Raw genomic sequence first — 1,946 nt, 5'->3', positions numbered from 1 at the left:
GCCCGCGCGGGCGAGCAGGGCCGGGGCTTCGCGGTCGTCGCATCGGAGGTGCGCAGCCTCGCGCAGCGCAGCGCCGAGGCCGCCAAGGAGATCAAGGGCCTCATCACCGCCAGCGTGGACCGGGTGGAGCGCGGCAGCGCGCTGGTGGACAAGGCGGGACACACCATGGCCGAGGTGGTGGCCGCGATCCGCCGCGCCACGGACCTCATGGGCGAGATCAGCGCGGCCAGCGCCGAGCAAAGCAGCGGCGTGGACCAGATCAGCGAAGCCATCACGCACGTGGACCAGGCCACGCAGCAGAATGCGGCCCTGGTCGAGGAGATGGCCGCGGCGGCCAGCAGCCTGAACGCCCAGGCCAGCGAACTGGTGCGCGCGACCGCGGTGTTCCACCTGGGCGGCGAGGGCGCACTGCCCGCCGCGGCGCCACCACCGGTACCCCGGGCTGCGCCGGTGTCTGCACCACGGTTTGCGGCTTCCACGGCGGCCAAGCCGGCGGTCAAGCGCTTGTCGCCGGCCGTGGGCCAAAAGGCCGGGCCGCAGGCGCCGGACTCTCCGCCTGCATCGCCAACCGATGCCCCACCAGCCACTTCGCCAGCGCCCAAGCCCGCGCAAACCACCTCGGCATCGGCGGCGGCGAACCGCGCCGCGCCGCCGGCCTCCCGGTCCGGCTCCGAGAGCGACTGGGAAACCTTTTGACGGGATGCGGCGCTGATGCGATGGGGGTCACGGCACTCCGGGCGTTCCAGGGCGCAGGTGGAACAGAGGCCCTAAGATGGCAGTTCGACCACCAACGGAGACCCTTTCCATGTCCGATCTGAACACGGCGTTCGAAGCCGCCGTCGCCCAGTCCAAGAACCTCAGCGAGCGCCCCGACAACCCGACGCTGCTCAAGATCTACGCGCTCTACAAGCAGGCCACGGCCGGCGACAACGCCGAGAAGAAGCCGAGCTTTTCCGATGTGGTGGGCCGCGCCAAATGGGACGCCTGGGAAAAGCTCAAGGGCACCGAGGGCGATGCCGCCCGCCAGCAGTACATCGACCTCATCGAATCGCTGAGCTGACGCCGCGCTGGGCGCCAGTGTTTCCATGCGGGGCCGTGCGTGCGCGGCCCCGCATTTTTGTTGCAGTGGCCGATGCGGCTCAGGCCGCACTGGGCGATGGCCGGCCCAGCAGCTTGTCGAACTGCGCATCGATCTCGGCGGCGATGCGGTCCTTGAAGGCACTGAACAGGAAACCCAGTTCCGCCTGCAGTTCGAAGCGGTCGGCATGCACCTGCAGCGTGCCTTCGATGCCCGGGCGCTGAAAGCGCAGCGTGTCCTGCGCCGCGCCTTCTTCGTAGGCGCATTCCATGTCGAACTTGGCCTGGGCTTTCTGGGCCCACAGGCCGGCGATCTTGCGGGCCTCGGGCAGGCCGAGCCGGTGGGGGCGTTGGATGTGGATGTCAGGCAAGGGGCTTCTCCGGGGATGGCGTGGGCAGCAGGGCGCGCATGGCGGCCTGGCGTTGTTCGTGCGGCAGGGCCGCGAGGCGTTTCACCGCATCATAAAAGCGCGGCCAGTCGCGGCCTTCGCGCTCGAACAGCGCCTCGAAGGCCGGCACCCATTCGTCGTAGGCGGCCTGCGCGCCGAACGTGGCGTTGTTGGCCTCTGCCACCCATCGGTCGTAGCCCGCCAGCTGCGCGGGGGTGGCGCCGTCCTCGGCGATCCAGCGGGCGCGCAGCGCGGCGTAATCGGCGCGAAACGCCTGCATGGCCTTCTGTTTCAAGGTTGCCATCTCCGCGCTGGCAGCGGCGTTTTCGGCCGCAGCGACCGCCGCAGCGGCGGAGGCCGGGGCCGGGGCTTCCGAAGCACGGGGCGCATGGGCCGCGTAGACGGCGGCCAACCGCTCGCGGGCGTTCCGTGTGAGCGCGCGGAACGCGTTGCGGCGGCCATCGCCGCGCGCGTAGTCGG

The 1,946-nt window shown here is 70.7% G+C and carries 4 protein-coding genes; 2 read left to right on the top strand and 2 right to left on the bottom strand.

The window, feature by feature from the left end:
* Together AC27IO_RS23540 and AC27IO_RS23535 are read left to right on the top strand one after the other, a co-directional pair.
* Positions 1-696, top strand: a 696-nt coding sequence (locus AC27IO_RS23540; protein ID WP_498741082.1) for a methyl-accepting chemotaxis protein, incomplete at its 5' end; no start/stop codon positions are given.
* A gap of 109 nt (positions 697-805) precedes the next feature.
* On the top strand, positions 806-1,060 hold the full coding sequence (locus AC27IO_RS23535; RefSeq protein ID WP_272567015.1) for an acyl-CoA-binding protein: 255 nt from the start codon (positions 806-808) through the stop codon (positions 1,058-1,060).
* 79 nt (positions 1,061-1,139) lie between these two features.
* Here AC27IO_RS23535 and AC27IO_RS23530 read toward each other — a convergent pair whose 3' ends face one another.
* Together AC27IO_RS23530 and AC27IO_RS23525 are read right to left on the bottom strand one after the other, a co-directional pair.
* A complete protein-coding gene (locus AC27IO_RS23530; protein WP_284401443.1) occupies positions 1,140-1,448 on the bottom strand; it encodes a polyhydroxyalkanoic acid system family protein in 309 nt (102 codons plus the stop codon).
* Positions 1,441-1,946 (bottom strand): aminopeptidase (locus AC27IO_RS23525; protein WP_498741081.1); only part of this gene is annotated, 506 nt, incomplete at its 5' end. The genes AC27IO_RS23525 and AC27IO_RS23530, both read right to left, overlap by 8 nt.

The sequence above is a fragment of the Acidovorax sp. KNOB132 genome (assembly GCF_057541515.1).
Note: the sequence above shows the minus strand (reverse complement) of the source record. Positions and strands in the feature narration are given on the sequence as shown.

Excerpts from the sequence above, each read along its gene's own strand:
- AC27IO_RS23535 (WP_272567015.1), top strand. The coding sequence starts at position 806 with ATGTCCGATCTGAACACGGCGTTCGAAGCCGCCGTCGCCCAGTCCAAG.